This window comes from Aquimarina sp. 433, assembly GCF_054054605.1.
The window spans coordinates 103,317-123,340 of the sequence record NZ_JBSWZK010000008.1; the positions used below are offsets into that span (position 1 = coordinate 103,317).

Sequence of the window (20,024 nt, forward strand, 5' to 3'; positions counted from 1 at the left end):
AAAAGTATAAAAAATGTCTTAATCTATGTACTTTGGATAACAGATAAAATATTTAGTTACCGGTTTTGACAAAGCCTTTAAATTAAATTGATCTGTAGCACTCACAATATCAACTATTTTGCTCGATTTATATAGGATATTAATATTCTGCTTATTTTGATGATACGCCTGATTTGCAATCATTCCGGTAAACACAAAATAACGTGCTTCTTCTTCAGAAATATTAGATTTAACTTTAAAATCCTGTATGCGCTTCTCTATTTTTTCTTCGTTAAATTTCTTCTTCTTAATCTTGATTCTTAGCAAATCTCTTTCGATAATCATTTTACATAAATTACGTAAAACAAAATCCTCAGATGTTGCCCATTCTTTCATAGCAGACACCACATCATAATCGTCTAGTTTGGAAAATGTTTCTAAGACTTCATCTGTAAAATTATCAGAATCAATTTTGTTCTCCAGAAAGAACAGTAATGGTTTGCTAGCATGCAGTTTTTCGCCACGCTCTACTAGCTCCTTTGCTCTTTTTAACACTCTAATTAATAAGCTTTCTGCTACCAAACTAGTTTTATGCAGATATACCTGCCAATACATTAATCTACGTGCTAATAAAAACTTCTCTACAGAATATATTCCTTTTTCTTCTACTACCAATTCGTCTTTTACCACATTGAGCATGGTAATCAAACGTTCGCTATTAATATTTCCTTCTGCGACACCTGTATAAAAACTATCTCTCTTTAGATAGTCCAGGCGATCCATATCTAATTGTCCAGAAATTAGCTGATGAAGAAAGTTGCGATGATATTCTCCTTTAAAAATTTGAATAGCAAGCGTTAAACTCCCGTTAAATTCAGCATTAATTTTTTCCATAAACATTAAAGAAATGGATTCATGGTTTACTTCATTTACTATACTATGTTCCATGGCATGAGAAAAAGGACCATGACCAATATCATGAAGTAAAATAGCAATGTACAAAGCATCTTCCTCTTCAGAGGATATCTGAACTCCCTTAAAACGAAGTACTCGTACTGCATTTTGCATTAAATGCATACATCCTAGTGCATGATGAAATCGTGTATGATGAGCACCTGGATATACTAAATAAGATAATCCCATTTGAGATATTCTTCGTAATCGCTGAAAGTAACGATGCTCAATAAGATCAAAAATTAGTTCATTAGGTATGGTAATAAAACCGTAAATTGGATCGTTTAATATTTTAAGCTTATTTCTTTTTTTCAAGTTTACTATACTTTTGTTAACAAATATATATTTCTACCATTAGAATTACGAATTATCAATTAACATATTATATTTAAAACGTGAAATTGTAATTCTTGAAAAAAGAAAGAGTCCATTATATATACGAAACATATCTAAATAATAGTGATCAATTAGGGTTAACTATTATTCATAAACATATAAAATTAACATCGCATGAGCAACATAAAGATACTTTGGGTAGATGATGAAATTGATCTATTAAAACCACACATATTATTCTTGGAAAAGAAAAACTATGAGGTTACCAAATGTCAAAGTGGTACAGAAGCCATAGAAACATTAGAAAACCAAAACTTTGACATCGTATTTTTGGACGAAAACATGCCTGGACTTTCTGGAATAGATACTTTAGCAGAGATTAAAGAAAAAAATGATAGTCTTCCTGTAGTAATGATTACCAAAAGTGAAGAGGAATATATCATGGAAGAAGCTATAGGAAGTAAAATTGCTGACTATCTTATTAAGCCTGTAAATCCTAACCAGATTTTATTGAGTTTAAAAAAGAACTTAGATCACTCTAGATTAGTATCCGAAAAGACTACTTCTAACTATCAGCAAGAATTTAGAAAGATTGCTATGGATATGGCTATGGTAAACTCTTATTCCGAATGGGTAGAATTGTATCAAAAATTGTTGTATTGGGAGATCCAATTAGAAGATATAGAAGATACTGGAATGTTTGAGATTTTGGAGTCTCAAAAAGTAGAAGCTAATTCCCAGTTCTGTAAATTTATAGACAAAAACTACCCTGATTGGTTTAATGGTAATGAAGAAGCGCCAATCATGTCGCATACTTTATTTAAAGAAAAAGTAGTTCCTGAACTTAGCAAAGAGCAACCTACATTATTTATTGTAATAGACAATTTAAGGTATGATCAATGGAAAGCTTTTGAACCTATTGTAAATAATTATTACAAGAAAGAAGAAGAATTATCGTATTGCAGTATTTTACCAACTGCCACACAATATGCAAGAAATGCTATCTTTTCTGGGTTAATGCCAGCGGATATGAAAAAGAGACATCCTGATCTATGGTTAGATGATGTAGATGAAGGTGGTAAGAACATGAATGAAAATGAATTCTTAACGGCGCAATTACAACGATTAGGATTAGATATTAAACACGAATATTATAAAATTACAAACGAGAGATCCGGTAAAACTCTAGCCGCTAATTTCAAAGGACTCAAGGATAATGACCTAACTGTGGTTGTATACAACTTTGTAGATATGCTATCACACAGTAAAACAGAAATGGAAGTTATTAAAGAATTAGCTTCTAATGACAAGTCATATCGCTCTCTTACACAAAGCTGGTTTAAAAACTCGCCTTTATTAGAGATGATACAACAAGCTCAGCAAATGGGCTTCAAACTATTGATCACTACTGATCATGGGACTATTAACGTTAAAAACCCTTCTAAAGTAATAGGAGACAAAAACACTAGTTTAAATTTAAGATATAAGACTGGTAAAAGTCTTACTTATGAGGATAAAGAAGTATTGGCCGCCACAAATCCAAAAACAATTCATTTACCTTCTATTAATATGAGTAGTTCTTTCATATTTGCCAAAGGTGATTATTTCTTTGCGTACCCAAATAATTACAATCATTATGTAAGCTATTACAGAAACACCTATCAACACGGAGGTGTATCCTTAGAAGAAATGATTATTCCTTTTGCGGTATTAAAACCAAGATAGCATATAGACTTTATCATATAACTTATACAGAGTATACGATATGAAAAATATCATATTGCATACTCTTATTTTATGTAGTATGTTGCACTAACAAAAAATAGTACTGTGAAGATTACCTATACCTTAGAAGAGCTCTCAAAGACAGCTGAAGAAATTATTAACAATGCTACCCACAAAATATTATTGTTTGATGCAGAAATGGGCGTTGGTAAAACAACACTTATTAAAGAAATATGCAACCAATTAGGTGTCGTTGATACGATCTCCAGCCCTACCTATTCTTTAGTGAACGAATATCAGGGTAAAAACGACACCATTTATCATTTCGATTTTTATAGAATCAAACAAGAAGAGGAAGCCTACGACATCGGTTTTGAAGAATATCTTGATTCTGATGCATGGCTATTTATAGAATGGCCAGAAAAAATTGCCAATTTATTGCCTAATGATAGTGTTAAAGTTAAAATTGAGCTCCAAGACGATGGTAAAAGAGTACTATTATTGGGGTAAAAAATGTTAAAAAACCCGTTTTAATAAAATTTAACAGACTAACGCTTTTTCTTACACTAATAAAAAACTATTTTTATTGTTGTTTTTTACAAGTATTTAATCGGCAAAAATATGTTTTTCGACAGTTTCTACGTAAGAAGTATACTTTTTCTCAGTACTAAAAACGCTTGCTTACGGCTTGCAAAACTACAATTTTTTTGATTCGATTGACTGTTGGATTTTCTTATATGTTTGGGGCCATAACTAATTAAATCCCTATTATAATGAAAATCACGACAACACTTTTTTTCAGTTTTTTCTTTAGCTTATCTATCTACATGTTCTCCGATGTAGAAAACCAAACCCAACCAACATCCGATACCTCAATCACACAAAATGTCAGAAACAAAAAAGGATACTCAATACCAATGTCAGTCCCAAAGAAAAAAATCAAGGTACCTAGTTCGAACTAATATTATTGTTATTTCCATAGCAACTATACCGTTTTTATTTTATATCAATGATATTTTCCCAGATGGTGCCATCTGGGAAAGTTCTTTTTTTACTTACCAAAGCAAATATTATGAAAGCGTTAATGTATTTGTGTGGGTAGTATTAGGAAAACTTATCCCCTTGTTACTATTTATCATTTGGTTTTTTACCTGCAAGCACTGGTGGTATTTAGTTATTTTAATCCCTATTTCCTTATATTCATTTCAATTAGCTTCTATTATTCTTGAAGATTCGGAATTTATAGATAATGATCACTTTTATTATTTGATACCAGTAGTAATAATAGTTTTAAGCATTGTTTATAGTATTAGAACTAAGGTTTTTGATAAAATTCATAACATCGATTTATCAGAATTGGATGCCCTAAAAAAGTCTAATAAAAAATCCTGGTGGAATAGATTACGCTAAAATTAGTATTCAATTATTTGCGAGTCTGTTAATTAATCCTAATAGAGATCAAGTATTATATAACTTACGAATGTTTTTATTACAAATACGGTAATACTAAATTTGGATGCTATTCATTTTTATTCGTAATTTGAGATACAGAATGACACACAAATGAGTAAACCAACCTCGCCTTTTACCAAAGAACAACTATTGCCGCAGGAAGAAATGATTGAAGTGGCAAAGAAAAAAGGAAAACTATTCATAGGCATCCCAAAAGAAACCAGTTATCAAGAAAAGCGTGTATGTCTTACACCTGATGCTGTAGCAGCGTTAACAGCCCATGGACATAGAGTATTATTAGAATCTAACGCCGGTATTGGTGCAAGTTTTACAGATAGAGAATATAGTGAAGCTGGTGCCGAAATTACCAAAGATACTACCAAGGTTTTTGGTTGTCCGATAATCCTAAAAGTAGAACCACCTTCGTTAGAAGAACTAGAGCACATTAATCCACAAACGGTTTTAATCTCTGCCTTACAGTTAAAAACCCAATCCAAAGTCTATTTTCAAGAATTAGCAAAGAAAAGAATCACAGCACTTGGTTTTGAGTTTATAAGAGATGCAGATGGTGCATATCCAGCAGTAAGAGCTCTCAGCGAAATAGCAGGAACCGCAGCGGTACTCATCGCCTCAGAATTAATGAGTAGTGCTACCCAAGGTTCTGGACTTATGATGGGTAATATTAGTGGTGTTCCACCTGTAGAGGTTGTGATTGTTGGTGCTGGTACAGTTGGTGAATTCGCAGCACGATCTGCTATTGGACTTGGCGCTAATGTAAAGATATTTGACAATTCTATTACCAAATTACGTTGCATACAAACCAATATGGGAAGACCTTTGTATACCTCAACCATACAACCCAAAAACCTATTAAAAGCATTACGTCGATGTGATGTTGTGATTGGAGCGGTAAGAGGCAAAAACAGATCCCCAATTATTGTTTCGGAAACCATGGTAGAACGCATGAAAAAAGGAGCTGTAGTGATCGATGTGAGTATTGATATGGGTGGTTGTTTCGAAACTAGCGAAGTTACCTCTCATGATCATCCTACTTTCGAGAAACATGGTGTGGTGCATTATTGTGTACCAAACATTCCATCTCGTTATGCTAAGACCTCTTCCCTATCCATTAGTAATATTTTCACACCGTATTTACTTCAAATTGGAGATGAAGGCGGTATTGAAAACGCAGTGCGTTTTGATAGAGGATTAAAAAGTGGATTGTATTTCTATCATGGCATTTTAACCAGTAAATCCATAGCAGATTGGTTCGATCTTTCTTACAGAGATATTAATTTATTGATTTTCTAAGAACATAAAATATTGGATCTGCTTTTACTATATGAATTTGCAGATTCTTTGAGATACAAAGCCTATCTAAATCGATAAACTTTGTGTACTTTTGGGCTTTGATTTTTACAGTACATGAAACTAGCACATCGACTTGGATTTTATTTTTTTGGATTTATTATAGGATTGTTTTTATTGTTCTTTTTTCTAGGTGGCAAAAATGCATCTTGTGATTATTCTCCCAATGCTCGAGTACTCAAAAATATAAGAATTAAAGAACGACTATTTTCGGAAGAGGTATTGACAGCTATGCGCAATAACAGTATTGATACTGCTGATATTTCTTCTATTCTTACCTCAGGAAGTGTAGATTTCGGAAAGAGCAATACCCAACTAGATTCTTGTAAAACTTATTTTATAGAAGGTGTTGCCAAAGAAAAATTAGTTAGTCTATTGATTGCTAATTGTGATTCTATTGCTAAGATAAATTCTTTGGAAATCAATAAATAATTATAAATCCCTGCCCATTACCCAAAACTCAAAGTTTTCTTTGCCAATACTAAAAGGGTGTTCCCCAACAATTTTGTAGTTATCTCTTTGATAAAAAGACACAGCCTTTGTATTCTCTTTTAGAACCGACAACCATATATAATCACTGCTTTCTTTAGCCTTTTTTAGAATTAATTGTTGCAATTGTCCTCCAATGCCTTTTGATAGATAGTCTTGTAATAGGTAAAGCTTTTGTAGTTTACATGAATTATTAGACACTATAAATTCAGATCGAGCATTCAATTGAATTTTTGCATATCCAACAGGCTTTTCATCGTACAATACAATCCAGTATATATTATGAGGTTTGCCTATACTAGTTTTTAGTTTTGCCAAGGAAAATGTTCTTTCTAAATAGTCTAAAAGATCCTGTTTATCGTTAAAAAGATAACCAAATGATTGATCAAAGGTCTTTTTTCCTAAAAAAGAAATGTCCTCTACATCTGTTATAGTAGCTATTCTTATTGTTATAGTCATTATTATCGTTTTCTAGCCTCAACACCTTTAAACCGAATCAATAATTTCTCAAATAAATTTATATCTATTGGCTTATAAACAATTTCAGTACCTACTGGGTATTTTTCCAATAAGTGTGACGGTCTTGTAGGTCTTTTAGTAAAACCTCCTCCACAATTAGGACATACATTATGGAAGATAGTATCTACACAATCTTTACAGAATGTGCATTCGAAAGTACAAATCATAGCTTGGTTACTATCATTAGGTAATGATTTATTACAATTCTCACAAGTAGGTCTTATTTCTAACATAATTACAAAATTAGGATAACTTATTCTTAGTTACATAATTAGATACCGATTCAGGAATCGATACTCCTACTTTCAGATCTTTTTCTGATATTGGAGCTAGGGCAACTTGCTTGATCGGAATTACACCAGCCCAGATTGGTAATTCATGATCTTCTTTCTCATCCACAACTCCTTCTGCCCTTACTTTGGCAGATGCCATATCTATTTTTATAGCCATGACCAATGTAGCATTAATTTCTTTAGCATTGGGTTGTCGAATATTATTCCAGTGTCCAGGAACCATATGATCAAGAATACACTTTAGGGCCTTCATTTTTTCTTCGGAATCTTCTACATTTCTTACATTTCCAAAAATAGTAGCAGATCTGTAATTAGCAGAGTGATGAAATGCAGATCTTGCCATTACTAAACCATCTAAATGTGTTACTGAAATACTCGCCTTACCTACTACCAATAAATTAGTCATCATCCTATTTTTTAAGGATCCATGAATATAGATGATATCTCCATCTCTTCCATAAGCAGTAGGTATTACAATAGCGCTATCACTCCAAACGTAGCCTATATGACATAAGAAGGTATCATCTAAAATTTGATGAATCTCTTCGACATTATACCTTGCTCTTTTGGATCCTCTGACTACTTTATTAAGTTTTGTTACTTGATATTCTGACATTTCTTGTTCATTTTTTGATTTGATTCAAAATTATTAGTTTTATGGACTCATATACTAATCCAGTTATCATATAATGGGTAGTCCAGTTATATTTCCTTTTAAAAGTAATATTAAATTAGATAGAAATTCTAATCGTCATTTATACCTACAACTGTGTGACCAGATGATTGGATTCATAAAATCTGGAAAATTAGCACCGTCAACAAAGCTTCCCGGGTCTCGTAAATTATCTGAAGATTTACAAATCCACAGAAAAACGGTTGTTGCTGCTTATGATGAATTGATGTCACAAGATTGGATAGAAAGTATCCCAGCTAAGGGAACCTTCGTAAGTAAGAACCTTCCGCTTATCAAACCTAAAGAATTTCAACATCTTCCTGATTCTAATACTCATAGCACCGTAGGTTTTGATTTTAAGAAAAGAGACCATCTATTCATAAAAGGAATTGAAGCTCTGCATGCTCCTCTAAAAGTAGATGAAGGAGTACCTGACCATCGGTTAGCTCCAATAGAAGACATTGCAAAAAATTATAGGAACATTGCTAACAAAATCCATCATAAAGAACTTTTGGGATATGGTGACACATATGGAAATCTAGATTTAAGAAAAGCTTTAGTTTCTTATCTGAATCAAAGCAGAGGTCTTAAAACAACTGTAGACAACATCTTAATCACTAGAGGCAGTCAAATGGGAATTTACCTTGCCAGTCAATTACTGCTTAATAATCAAAATACGATAATCACTGGGAACACAAATTATATGACAGCCGACAATACATTTATGGAAGCCAATGGTATTATAAAACGTGTTTCTGTAGATGATAACGGTATCAATACTAGTGAGATCGCAAGTATATGCCAACAACAAAAGGTCAGCGCTGTATACGTAACATCCCATCATCACCATCCCACTACAGTAACGTTATCAGCAGAAAGACGCATGCATCTTTTGGATCTTGCTCAACAATATCATTTTGCTATTATAGAGGATGATTACGACTATGATTTTCATTATAGTAATGCTCCTATCCTACCGTTAGCTAGTAATGACACACAAGGAAATGTTATTTATATTGGTGGTTTTACAAAAATTATAGCTCCAGCACTCCGAATTGGTTATTTTATTGCTCCAAAAGAAGTAGTAGATGAAGCTGCAAGACTAAGACGCATATTAGATAGACAAGGTGATACTTTATTGGAACAGACACTTGCCAGAATGATTGTTAATGGTGATGTACAAAGACATAGCAATAAAGTAAGAAAGGTATATAAAGAACGACGTGATCTATTTTGCAAATTACTTAGAGAAAAGCTAGATAACTATTTTGATTTCAAAGTTCCTAATGGCGGTATGGCTGTTTGGGTGCGACTTAAACAACCATATAATTGGGATGTTGTTATGACCGAAGCTCTAAAACTCAACGTTGCTTTTAATCCAGAATGGAGACGCTATGACAATGATAATTCTGGACATAATGGTATTAGAATTGGCTTTGCAGCTTTAGATAAAGATGAAATAAAAACGGTTATTAGTACCCTGGAAAAGGTAATGGAACGTATATAAAGAATCCACCTCTAAAAGAACTACTCCAAATCTTCAGCCAAAAAATTCATAGCTATTTTCACACTTTCTTCTGGCTTTTCTTCCATGGGTAAATGGCCAGTTTTCTTCATGATTACTAACTTAGAATTTGGGATATCCTCATTAAACTTATAGGCAGAGTTCACAGAAATCCAACGATCATTTTCCCCCCAAAGAATAAGTGTAGGATTATTTATCTCTTTTAATTTATGTGATGTATCGTTTCCTCTTGTCGTCGTAAGTCTATCCATAAAAGCTTGGCGATTACCTTCTCTTAATGCAAAATCATGATATTGCTCTACCAAAGTATCCGTTACCTTACTATCATCATAGTATACTTGTTCTAAGTTATTACGAATAATAGATTTTGGTGTAAAATAGAGAAATAATTTATTGATTACAGGAATACGCGCTAATCTGAAAACAGAAAAACTACTACCTTTCTTTTTTGTATTCTCTGTAGTTTGTTTCTTTGGTTTTGGTCTATTACCAGAAGCATCTAACAATAGTAATTTATCTACTCTTTCTGGATAATCCGATGTGAAATTCCAAGCAATACCTCCACCTAACGAATTACCTGCTAGATGAAATCTATCAAGTTTTAGATTGTTTACAAAATCGTATAAGAACTTTGTATAACTATTTATAGAATAATCTCCTCGCGTATGTCGACCTGTTAGCCCAAAAGCTGGTAAATCTATGCTTATCACGCGATAATTTGTTTTTAACTCATTTGCCCAACCTTCCCAAGTATGCAGCGATCCTCCGCTACCATGCAATAATATAATTGGAAAGCCAGATCCTTGATCTGTATAGTGGACATTCATTCCATCGATTTCCACAAACTTAGAATATGAATAGGTATATTTTTCTTTTAACTCTTCTACAGGAATATCAAAATCTGCTAGAAAGAATAATGATAAGAAGATCAAGGCAAGAAAAATAAGCAGCTTCCTATATCTTTTAAATTTTCTCATGGTTTTAAGAGTTTATGGACTACTTGAAAACAAGTTGGTATTTATGCAGTAATCCTTGTAAATTGGTTTTAGAAAAAATAGCTCCCTTAAGCTTATTTATTTCTGGGTTGATTGTGTAATTAAAGGCTGTGCTAAAATCGACTTTTTCAGCGTTGGTTTGTTCAAAAATAGTTTTGGTTAAATCACAATTATTAAACATTGAACCAGTAATATCAGATTCGGTAAAATCGGTTTCTAAAAGTTTGCAGTTGTTAAAACTTGTATTTTTGAGTTCAAAAGCATAAAAAGAAACATAATCTAATACACAACCATCAAAGCTCGCAGAAAACATAAAAGGATTACAACTACTAAAGTTTACTCCTAACAGTTTACAATTTTTAAAAACACAATTATCTTTAAACGATGCTTCTTTAAGCATTACATTCGTAAAATTACAATCGGTAAAACTACATTCCATAAAAGTAATTACAGACATATTTGCTTCTGAAAAATTACAATTCACAAACTCGCAATTATCATACTCATTACCAGGTAATTTTTGCTTTGAGAAATCCTGATCTATAAAGTTTTTCTCGATTACTAACATATCATTCATATCAAAAAGTAAAATTTTTAAAAACTAATTCTTTTTGTAAACTATCACTTGATAAAAGTAAAATTAAGCATAAATCTTAACTAAGAAATTTATTATTGACTGATATGATAAAACTTTTACACCAATCCATATGGTTAAGATCTTATTAAGATAAAATTCGAATTAGATTAACTTTTAACAATGTACATTTGTTTAAAATCACCTAACAAGTAATTCCTTCTGTGAATAAAGTCAAAAAGCAAAAATATAAATGGATAAAAAGGATCGCTAAAATTTTAATAATTCTGGTAACTTTATTTGCGTTTATCATACTTTTTATTAGAAGTCCATGGGGACAGGAAATTATTGTAAATAAACTGATCTCCTATCTATCAAATGAGACCAAAACCACTATAAAACTTAGTAAAGCTTACGTTACTTTTTCTGGTAATATTTTATTAGAAGAGTTTTATATAGAAGATCAAAAACAAGACACGCTTCTTTATTCAAAAAAATTAGAAGCATCAATAGCTTTACTACCTCTTATTAGAGGAACAAGCTACCATCTAAAATCATTAGATTGGGATGGAGTAAAAGCTAATATAACCAGAAAAAAAGACACTAAATCTTATAACTTTGATTTTATATTAGAGTCATTAACGACTCAAACAGATACTACAAAAACATCCTCTGATGTTCCAATAATTATTGGAGGGGTATCTCTTACCGATTTTGAGGTGTTGTTTTTAGACGAAACTGCAGGTATCGATAGTACTATAAAACTAGGCGAACTTTCTTTTGATATGGAAACCTTTGACCTATTAACCAAGAATTTCGGAATTAGAAGATTTTACTTTAGTGATTCAGATATTCGATTCAAACAAACAAAATTAACTACAACCAGCTCTGATACAAAATCGAATAATACAGAGTTACCAAAGTTTAAAATAGATTATTTTTCTATTGATCAGGTAAATATATTTTATCAATCCGTTCCCGATAGTATTACCTTTTCATCAAATATTGGAAAACTGGATATTGACAATAGTTATATTAATCTTATAGATGAGGAATATAGTATCAATGAATTTAAATTTGATGATTCTAAGATTTTATTGAAATCACTAAGTAATTCAAAAAAAAATCAACCTCAAAAGGAGTCGCCTTTTCATTGGCCTGATTTAACATTGAATATTAACTTTATTTCGTTAGAAAATAATTCATTTTTGTTTCAAAACAAATCCACCCTTAGAAAAGAAAAACAATTTGATCCCAACTATATTTCTTTACAATCCATTTTATTAAAAGCAGAGAATCTGAATATTGCTAAAGGAAAAGCTGGCGTAAAGCTACAAAAAACTGCATTTACAGATCATAGTGGTTTTAAGTTAAAGCATCTTTCTTCTGTAATAACTATAGATGAGACCTCATCAACAAGGTTAGAAAAAGTCTATATGCAGACAAATGAAAGTAATATAAAAGGTAATTTTGACATACAATACAACTCTCTTTTTACATTAGTTAACTCTCCAGAGAAAGCAATATTTGATATAACTTTAGATACACTTAATTTAGGAATTAAAGATGCTTACTACTTTCAATCCAGTTTAGCTCAAAATAATTATATCGATTCATTAGCACAAAAAAGATTACACGGATCTCTAACGTTAAAAGGGAAAATTTCAGATTTTAAAACTAGCATACCTAATTTATATTGGGGCAAGGACACAAGAATACAGTTAGAAGGTAACTTAAAAAATCTTCTAACCGAAAATCAAATACAGTTTGACTCTATTTCGTATAATTTTATTTCCACAAAACAGAACTTAAAAGCATTTATTAATGAATCTGATTATGGAATAAATCTTCCTTCAGAAATCGGTATAGAAGGTAATATATCAGGACATGTAAATGATTTAGACGGAAATACTTTGTTGAAATCTTCAATGGGATCTGTTCTTCTAAGCGGCAATTACAGTAATAAGGATCAGATTTCATTCAATGGAGATGTGTCTGTAGATAAATTTCAATTACAAAAATTATTGAATAACCAACAACTTGGCTCCATAACTTTAAATGCACAAATAAAAGGATCAGGATCCTCCCTAAATACGTTGAATGCAACCTTAGATTCTGATTTTAAAGAAATAACAATTAATGAATATAACTTCTCTGATTTTAAATTACGTGGCGAAATAGTTAACGGTAAAGGGAATGTTAATGCTAAGTTTAAAGATAGAAATTTAAATTTCCTTTTAAATACAAATTTAGTTTTAGATTCTATTTCACCTAAGGTAAATGGTTTTTTGAATATTGCAGGTGCCGATCTGAATGGTTTAGGTATTATCACCAATGATATTATAAAAACACAATGTAAAATATCTTTCGATTACACAGGAAACTCTCAGGATTTTAGGTTACACTCTAAAATCACAGATGCTTTGGTAGTAAAGAACAATGAACCTTATCAAATAGCTGATATAAAATTTGATGCTTTAAGTAATTCTAATACATCCGAAGTATTGATAGGTAGTGAATTTTTGGATGCAAATATCTTAGCTAATACCGGAGTTGATCAAATAATACATTCAATACAAAATAGACTAAAAACATATATTTCTGAAAATAAAATAAAAGATACTATTCAAAAATCGGCTGAGATCACAATGGATTTGGTAGTACGAGAAAAACCTATCTTAAGTAATATTTTATTACCAGGTATTAAAGAATTAGATTCTATCACTGCCAATCTTTACTTTAGTGAAGACAAGGAAAAATTAATTGTTAATTTAGATGCACCGTCTATTAATTACAACAATAGTAGTATAGATAGCCTTAGTCTGAATATAGATGCCGATAAGGAGGATGTAAAATTCTCTTTAGGCTGGAAAAGTATAGTATCAGACCCAATCCAAATCAATAAAACTGCTTTTGAGGGAGTTTTAAAAGATCAAACTTTACTTTTGGATTTTAGCACCTATAACGAAACTGAAAGGATTGCTTCTGTTAAGTCTGAACTACGACTAAAAAAAGACACACTATATTATCATATCGACCCTAAATCTGTTGTTTTTGATAAAAATCCATGGTCTATTTCCTCAAATAACCAAATTACCATAGCTAAAAATTATATAGATTTTAAAGATTTTGAAATAAAACAAAATCAACAACAATTGATTATTAGTTCAGATGACTCTCAAATTGACAAAAAGCATATAGGTATTTCTTTTTACAATTTCAATGTATCTACATTTACTTCCATCCTAAGCGATGATGAAATTCTTGCTAATGGTATTATAGATGGTAAAATTATTTTTGAAAACCCTTTTGAACAAATTGGTCTTATTGCAGACCTAAATGTTCAAGAATTAAAAGTAAAAGGAATTACTTTAGGAGACCTTACACTAGACGCTACATCTAAAAGCTTTCAAAATTATGATCTGAGTTTATTATTAAATGGAGAAAATGTAAAATTAAACCTCAATGGAGATTATCAGACTAAAGAAAATGAGTCGGAAATAAATTTTGATCTCAACCTAGAAAAATTACAAGTTCAGGTATTGGAAAAGTTTATGAACCAGCAAATCTCAGAGACTAAAGGTATCATTAGTGGTAATACAAAAATTAAAGGAACTACTTTAAACCCTATTTATAAAGGCACTTTTCATTTTGAAAACACAAGTATGATAGTCAATTCTCTGAATACACGATTTACTTTACCAGAAGAAAATATAAGTATTACAAATACAGATATAACCTTAAACAATTTCACCATTGCAGATGAAAATTTAAATACTTTTTCTTTAGACGGTAAAATAAGTACGAAAGACTTGAATAATCCAGATTTTAACCTTTCACTAAACACGAAAAACTTTCAGATACTAAATGCTACAAGAGAAAACAATGATCTCTTCTTTGGAAATGTAAAAATAACAGCCGATTTAGATATAGAAGGAAATTTAGATATTCCTAAAATCAAAGGTGATTTAGCCATCGATGAAGATTCCAATTTTACTTTAATAGTTCCTGAATCAGAGCTTGAAATTAAAGAACGTGAAGGTATCGTTGTATTTGTAAATCGGAAAAATCCTGATGCTATTATAACTCGAGTTGAAGAAGATCGATATGCTAATACATTATTAAAGGGATATGACATCAACACTAAATTAAAAATTGATAAAGGTTCTGTTTTTAAGATTGTTATTGACGAACGTAGTAAAGATAATTTTCAGATCTCGGGTGAAGGAGAACTTAAATTTGGAATGGAACCAAACGGTAGAACAACGCTAACCGGAAGGTATGATATTACTGATGGACACTATGAAGTAAGTCTTTATAATATAGTAAAAAGAAGATTTCAAATAGCTCCAGGAGGTTCTATAACCTGGTTAGGAGACCCATTAGATGCTAAACTTGATGTTACCGCTATTTATAACGTAGAAACTTCTGCAGCTTCTCTGATGGCGGCAAAAACATCTGGAGAATCTTCTGGCATTACAAATCAGTTTCGTCAAAAACTACCATTTCTAGTATATCTAAACGTAGATGGTCAGCTTTTGGAACCAGAAATTTCTTTCCAACTAGACATGCCTGAGGACGAACAAGGTAGTTTAGGAGGAGAAGTATATGGACAGGTACAACAACTTAACAGTCAAGAAGAAGAACTTAATAAACAAGTCTTTTCTCTTTTAGTGTTAAATAGATTTTTTCCAGATGCTGGTAGTGATGGAAGTAATGGTGGTGCCGTTTCCATAGCTAGAGATAATGTAAACAAAGTACTATCTGGCCAGCTCAATAGCTTCTCGGATAAACTAATTGGAGATACTGGAGTCGAATTAGATTTTGGTCTAAACAGCTATACTGATTATCAAGGTAATGCTGCACAAAACAGAACACAACTAGAAATTAATGCGCAAAAAAGACTATTCAACGATCGATTAATCGTACAAGTAGGAAGTGATGTTGATATTGAAGGAAGTAGTCAAAACTCAGCAGAAACAACACCTGTAATAGGCAATGTTAGCCTGGAATATCTATTGACGAAAAATGGAAGATATCGGCTTAAAGGATTTAGAAAAAATGAATTTGAAAGTGTTATTGATGGACAATTGATTGTAACGGGTATTGCGTTTATTTTTAATCGAGAGTTTAATGAATTTAAAGAGTTATTTTCCAAATCCATTAAAGAAGAACTAAAAAAACAAAAATCAAAAGAAAATTAGACTTGAAAAAGAGATATTTATTATTCATCAGTATTATAGTTCTTCTGTCTTCTTGCGGTGTGAAACGTTTTATACCTAATAATGAAAAACTATATACGGGCGCTTCCTTGTCTTTACAATCAGATTCCAAGATCAAAAATCTTAACATAATTGAAAAGGAAATAGAATCTGTTATAAGACCTGAACCCAACTCAAAAATGCTAGGAATTAAACTTGGTTTATATGCGCATTATAAAAACCAAAAAGATAATCCTGGATTCATTAATAAATTTTTGTACAAGAATTTTGGTGAAGAACCTGTATACCTTTCTGATATAGATAGATCACGTATCGAAGAATTAATCAATAATCGCCTAGAGAATAGAGGTTTTTTTAGAAATCGAATAAACTCTGAAATTACAACAGATAGTTCCTACGCATCCGTTACATACAATGTAGTAGTAAATCAACCTTATATTTTAAAAAATTACAGATTAGATTCTATTCCCTTTCCAATCTCAGAAGAGATAAAAGACATTTTTTCCAAAAGCCCAATAAAAAAGGGGGATCGTTTTGACCTAGCGCTTTTTGAGTTAGAAAGAGAACGAATTGATAAGACTCTCAAAGCTAGAGGATATTATAACTTTAATTCAGATTTTTTGATTTTTGAAGCGGATACCAATCAATATAAAACCAAACATTACGATTTGTTCCTGAGATTAAAGAAAAATGTTCCCGAAAAATCTTTAATCCCTTACCGCATTAGTAATATTAATGTATATCCAAACTATACAATCCATACAGATAGTAATTCAAAAGATACTATTCAATTTTCAAATATCAATTTTATAGAAAATAGAGATTTTTTCAAACCAAAGTATTTAAAACCCTATATACTCTTCGAAAAAAATCAATTTTATAATCCTTCAGTTTCCAAAAGAACAAGTAACAGGCTATCTTCGATAGGAACATATAAGTTTGTAAATATTGAATATGATGTGCTTACCTCAGGAAAACAAGGAAAAGAAGAAGGAAATCTTAGAGCAAATATTTATTTGTCACCACTTAATAAAAGAGCAATAAGAGCAGAGCTACAAGCTTTATCCAAATCTAACAATTTTACTGGTCCAAGCTTACTCGTCACATATGCTAACAGAAATCTCTTCAGAGGAGGAGAAACTTTGAATATAACCGCTTCCCTAGGATATGAAACTCAATTATCTGGAGGAGAAAATAGTGGTCTAAGTAGTACACAAATAGGTTTGAAATCTGATTTGGTATTTCCCAGATTATTATTCCCCATTAAAATTGTAGATCGTTTTCAATATGCGGTTCCAAAAACGATACTTAGTGCTGGTTTCGAATATCTTAACAGAAGTAAGCTATACAGTTTAAACTCTTTTAATACCACATTTGGTTATAGCTGGAATGCCAATCGTTTTGTTAATCATGAACTAAATCCAATTAGTCTCAATTATGTAAACTTATCTAATACTACCGAAGAGTTTGAACAAATACTTGAAGAAAATCAGTTTTTAAAGACGAGCTTTAATCAACAATTCATTGCTGGACTCACCTATTCTTTTACCTATAATGAGTTAAATGATTCATCGATTAGCAATCCTTTTTTCTTCAACTTCAATTTTGATATTGCGGGTAATACCGTGAGCCTTTTTGACAGCAGTGATGAAGAAAATATCAATACATTTTTAGGATTGGAATACGCTCAATACGTTAAAGCCGATATTGATTTTAGATATCATTTTAGCATAGGAAACAATCAAAAGTTGGTAACTCGATTATTTGGAGGTTGGGGTTTAGCTTATGGTAATTCTGAAACTCTTCCTTTTTCTAAGCAATATTTTTCTGGAGGTGCGTTTAGCGTTAGAGCGTTTAGAATTCGATCTATCGGACCTGGAACATATACACCTGATGATGATGATACGGGTTCTTTCTTTGATAGATCAGGTGACATTCGCTTAGAAGCAAATCTAGAATATAGATTTCCAATAATCCCTTACTTAAAAGGAGCGGTTTTTGTTGATGCTGGTAATGTTTGGTTAACAAATGAAAATGATTCATTACCAGGAGGAGAATTTTCTTCTAATTTCCTTAGTGAACTAGGAATAGGTACTGGCGTAGGCCTAAGAATTGATATTCAGAATTTTGTAATCCGATTTGATTTAGCAGCTCCAATATTAGACCCTGCTGATGTCGAAAATAAAATTGATTTTAATGTCTCTAACTCTATATTAAATTTTGCTATTGGATATCCTTTTTAATTGATTCTCCAAGGTGGATTTTTACGATTGTCTCCTGCAAAATACAAAATGATTTGGTTACCGTCTGGATCTTTAAGTCGTGCTTCTTTCCATAACCAGCTTTGTTCTGTAGGTAATAAATCAAATATTACTCCTTCTTTTTGCAAACGACCTACTTCTTCTTCTAATATTTCGGTTTCAAAATACACGTAGACACCTTCTCCTTTTGGCAATTCTTCTACCTGATGTATGGAAAAAGTTCCGTCTCCGTCTTTACACTCAAAACGAGCATAATGTGGTAATGCTTTTACTATTAAATGTAATCCAAGTAACTCATAGAACCTTATCGATTGTTCTACATTTATTGATGGAACTGTTACTTGATTTAAATTCATTGTTGGTTATATGTAAAACATTATAATTTTCTTCTTTTCCTTTCTTTAGATAATAAATCTAATTCTCTTGTAGTCTGCCCAGCTACTGATGTATTTTCTTCTGCTCTACGAATTAGATATGGCATTACATCTTTTACTGGACCAAAAGGTAAATATTTAGCAACGTTATACCCTTCTGCAGCCAAATTAAAACTAATATGGTCGCTCATTCCAAATAATTGACCTAACCAAACTCTTGGATCATTCTTAGCTATACCTTGTTGCTCCATAAGCTCAATTGCTTTATAACTGCTTTCTTCGTTATGCGTTCCTATAAATACAGAAATATCTCCAAGATTATTTAGAATATAGGTTAATGTCGTATTAAAGTTAAGGTCTGTAGCTTCTTTACTTTCGCAAATTGGTGTAGGATATCCTTTTTCTGCTGCACGATCGTTTTCCTTTTCCATATAAGCACCTCGAACGATTTTCATTCCGATTTTATATCCATACACTCTTGCTTCTTCGTGTAACTTTTTTAGGTAATCTAATCGATCATGCCTATATAGCTGTAATGTATTATATACGATTGCTTTTTCTTTGTTGTACTTACGCATCATTTTAGCTACTAATTCATCAGCTGCGTCCTGCATCCAGCTTTCTTCTCCATCAATCAATAATGGAACATCGCAATCATATGCCTTTTTACAAACGATATCAAAACGCTCTTCTATCCTATCCCATTCTTTCTGTTCTTCTGCTGTTAATGGTGTTCCTTCTGTCTTTTTTTGCCAGATTAAAAATCGTCCAAATCCTGTAGGTTTAAAAACCCCAAAAGGAATTGCATCTTTTTGATCTACAAAGTCAAGAATTTCCAAAGTCTTATTTAACACATGATCAAACTGTTCCTCTTCTTCTTTTCCCTCTACAGAATAATCTAATACTGATGATACTTTACCTTTAGCATACATTTTTTCGATCACTGGCATACAATCTTCTTCGTCTACTCCACCACAAAAATGATCAAAAACCGTTGCACGAATCAATCCTTGTACCGGTAAATGTGCTTTTAATGCGAAATTTGTAACCGCTGTTCCTATTCTAACTAATGGTTCATTAGCGATCATTTTAAAGAGAAAATAAGCTCTCTCTAGTTCAGAATCACTTTTTAAGACAAAAGCAGTCTCAGTATTATCAAACAAAGTACGTTTTTCCATTAACTATCAATTTTAATAATTCATAACAATCGAGGTGAATTCTACCAAATCATGATCGTATTATCATTTCTTACCCTATTGTTTTAAGATATCTGCAAATATAGAAC

Annotated in this window: 16 protein-coding genes; 8 read left to right on the forward strand and 8 right to left on the reverse strand. The window is 31.7% G+C overall.

All coding sequences use genetic code 11. The features are described 5' to 3' along the window. Nucleotides 1–18 precede the first annotated feature (18 nt). Complete coding sequence (locus ACWNT5_RS16555; protein ID WP_456517961.1) at nt 19–1,248, reverse strand: HD domain-containing protein; 1,230 nt, start codon at nt 1,246–1,248, stop codon at nt 19–21. Between the two features lie 195 nt (nt 1,249–1,443). Here ACWNT5_RS16555 and porX point away from each other — a divergent pair, with 195 nt between their 5' ends. The 5 genes from porX (at nt 1,444) to ACWNT5_RS16580 (ending at nt 6,246) form a co-directional block, all read left to right on the forward strand. Next, complete coding sequence (gene porX, locus ACWNT5_RS16560) at nt 1,444–2,994, forward strand: T9SS response regulator signal transducer PorX (protein ID WP_299601854.1); 1,551 nt, start codon at nt 1,444–1,446, stop codon at nt 2,992–2,994. A gap of 105 nt (nt 2,995–3,099) precedes the next feature. Further along, the gene (gene tsaE / locus ACWNT5_RS16565; protein ID WP_456517962.1) at nt 3,100–3,504 is read left to right on the forward strand and encodes a tRNA (adenosine(37)-N6)-threonylcarbamoyltransferase complex ATPase subunit type 1 TsaE; all 405 of its coding nucleotides are present in this window, start codon (nt 3,100–3,102) and stop codon (nt 3,502–3,504) included. Between the two features lie 375 nt (nt 3,505–3,879). After that, on the forward strand, nt 3,880–4,404 hold the full coding sequence (locus tag ACWNT5_RS16570) for a hypothetical protein (RefSeq protein WP_299601860.1): 525 nt from the start codon (nt 3,880–3,882) through the stop codon (nt 4,402–4,404). Nucleotides 4,405–4,557: 153 nt separating this feature from the next. Then, nucleotides 4,558–5,757: an alanine dehydrogenase gene (locus tag ACWNT5_RS16575; RefSeq protein WP_299601862.1), complete on the forward strand. Its 1,200-nt coding sequence runs from the start codon at nt 4,558–4,560 to the stop codon at nt 5,755–5,757. Between the two features lie 114 nt (nt 5,758–5,871). Next, a complete protein-coding gene (locus ACWNT5_RS16580) occupies nt 5,872–6,246 on the forward strand; it encodes a hypothetical protein (protein ID WP_299601865.1) in 375 nt (124 codons plus the stop codon). Here ACWNT5_RS16580 and ACWNT5_RS16585 read toward each other — a convergent pair whose 3' ends face one another. From ACWNT5_RS16585 to ACWNT5_RS16595, 3 genes are read right to left on the reverse strand one after another with little or no spacing between them, the layout of a single operon-like run. Next, entirely contained in the window at nt 6,247–6,762 is a 516-nt protein-coding gene (locus ACWNT5_RS16585) for a GNAT family N-acetyltransferase (RefSeq protein ID WP_299601868.1), read from the reverse strand. Between the two features lie 2 nt (nt 6,763–6,764). After that, a complete protein-coding gene (locus ACWNT5_RS16590; protein ID WP_456517963.1) occupies nt 6,765–7,055 on the reverse strand; it encodes a DUF1272 domain-containing protein in 291 nt (96 codons plus the stop codon). 10 nt (nt 7,056–7,065) lie between these two features. After that, nucleotides 7,066–7,731 (reverse strand): pyridoxamine 5'-phosphate oxidase family protein, encoded by a 666-nt coding sequence (locus tag ACWNT5_RS16595; protein ID WP_299601874.1) that lies wholly within the window; start codon nt 7,729–7,731, stop codon nt 7,066–7,068. Nucleotides 7,732–7,804: 73 nt separating this feature from the next. Between ACWNT5_RS16595 and pdxR the strand changes: the two genes are divergently transcribed. Beyond that, complete coding sequence (gene pdxR, locus ACWNT5_RS16600) at nt 7,805–9,295, forward strand: MocR-like pyridoxine biosynthesis transcription factor PdxR (RefSeq protein ID WP_456517964.1); 1,491 nt, start codon at nt 7,805–7,807, stop codon at nt 9,293–9,295. A 20-nt stretch (nt 9,296–9,315) separates the two neighbouring features. Here pdxR and ACWNT5_RS16605 read toward each other — a convergent pair whose 3' ends face one another. Together ACWNT5_RS16605 and ACWNT5_RS16610 are read right to left on the reverse strand one after the other, a co-directional pair. Continuing rightward, a complete protein-coding gene (locus tag ACWNT5_RS16605) occupies nt 9,316–10,290 on the reverse strand; it encodes an alpha/beta fold hydrolase (RefSeq protein ID WP_456517965.1) in 975 nt (324 codons plus the stop codon). A gap of 19 nt (nt 10,291–10,309) precedes the next feature. After that, on the reverse strand, nt 10,310–10,885 hold the full coding sequence (locus ACWNT5_RS16610; RefSeq protein ID WP_456517966.1) for a pentapeptide repeat-containing protein: 576 nt from the start codon (nt 10,883–10,885) through the stop codon (nt 10,310–10,312). Between the two features lie 221 nt (nt 10,886–11,106). Between ACWNT5_RS16610 and ACWNT5_RS16615 the strand changes: the two genes are divergently transcribed. Further along, entirely contained in the window at nt 11,107–16,086 is a 4,980-nt protein-coding gene (locus ACWNT5_RS16615; RefSeq protein ID WP_456517967.1) for a translocation/assembly module TamB domain-containing protein, read from the forward strand. A 2-nt stretch (nt 16,087–16,088) separates the two neighbouring features. Continuing rightward, nucleotides 16,089–18,347, forward strand: coding sequence for a translocation and assembly module lipoprotein TamL (gene tamL / locus ACWNT5_RS16620; protein ID WP_456517968.1), 2,259 nt, complete (start codon nt 16,089–16,091; stop codon nt 18,345–18,347). On the opposite strand, the gene ACWNT5_RS16625 is transcribed toward tamL, so the two are convergent. Both ACWNT5_RS16625 and ACWNT5_RS16630 read right to left on the reverse strand, forming a co-directional pair. Further along, nucleotides 18,344–18,721 carry a VOC family protein gene (locus ACWNT5_RS16625; RefSeq protein WP_456517969.1) on the reverse strand — a complete coding sequence of 126 codons (378 nt, stop codon included), beginning with the start codon at nt 18,719–18,721 and terminating at the stop codon, nt 18,344–18,346. The two genes, tamL and ACWNT5_RS16625, sit on opposite strands and share 4 nt — an antisense overlap. A gap of 20 nt (nt 18,722–18,741) precedes the next feature. Further along, nucleotides 18,742–19,917, reverse strand: coding sequence for a proline dehydrogenase family protein (locus tag ACWNT5_RS16630; RefSeq protein ID WP_456517970.1), 1,176 nt, complete (start codon nt 19,915–19,917; stop codon nt 18,742–18,744). Nucleotides 19,918–20,024 lie beyond the last annotated feature (107 nt).